We start from the raw sequence: 645 nt of genomic DNA on the forward strand, positions 1-645 counted from the left end.
TCCACGATTAGGAGATGCAACATGAAACTGAGCGAAGGCGTCGAACAGGCGATCCACTGCACGGCATTCCTGGCGGGGCTGTCGCAAGACGGCGTGCTGTCGGCTGCAGCACTGGCCGAACTCCACGGCGTGTCGACAAGCTATCTGCTGAAGCACCTTCAGGCGCTGTCCGGCGCGGGCATCGTCGCGACAACACCAGGGCCGAAAGGCGGCTACAGGCTGGCCAAGGCCCCACGCGAAATCAGCCTCCTGGATATCGTCCTCGCGGTCGAAGGACCGGCGCCCGCTTTCCGCTGCGCCGAGATCCGCCAGCGGGGACCGAACCCATTGCCGCAGCGCTACTTCACAAAGCCCTGCCAGATCAACGCCGCGATGCTGAAGGCTGAAAAGGCCTATCGCGCAGAACTCGCCAAGGTATCCGTCGCGGACCTTCTGGCGGATCTCGGCGCAGACGACGACGGTGGTATCGCCGCCCGCGGATGCGCCTTCCTGAAACTCCACGAACGCAAGACGGGTAATCGCGCCTCGTCATAGGAGGAATCACCATGACCAAGATGAAGAAGGTCGTCGTCATCGGCGGCACGGGCCTGATCGGCTCGAAGGCAGTGAAGTTGCTACAGGACGCCGGCCACGAAGCCGTCGTCG

At 63.4% G+C, this 645-nt stretch carries 1 protein-coding gene and 1 pseudogene; both read left to right on the forward strand.

The genetic code is table 11. From position 1 onward, the window contains the following. Positions 1 to 21: 21 nt before the first annotated feature. Complete coding sequence (locus FS804_RS24690; protein WP_144579351.1) at positions 22 to 534, forward strand: Rrf2 family transcriptional regulator; 513 nt, start codon at positions 22 to 24, stop codon at positions 532 to 534. A gap of 11 nt (positions 535 to 545) precedes the next feature. Continuing rightward, a pseudogene (locus FS804_RS25330) lies at positions 546 to 645 on the forward strand (NAD-dependent epimerase/dehydratase family protein); the annotation flags it as partial.

The sequence above is a fragment of the Agrobacterium sp. DE0009 genome (assembly GCF_007680755.1).
In the GTDB taxonomy this organism is placed as follows: Bacteria; Pseudomonadota; Alphaproteobacteria; order Rhizobiales; family Rhizobiaceae; genus Agrobacterium; species Agrobacterium tumefaciens_B.

Bases quoted from the DNA above. Each gene is read 5' to 3' on its own strand.
- FS804_RS24690 (WP_144579351.1), top strand. From the start codon at position 22: ATGAAACTGAGCGAAGGCGTCGAACAGGCGATCCACTGCACGGCATTC.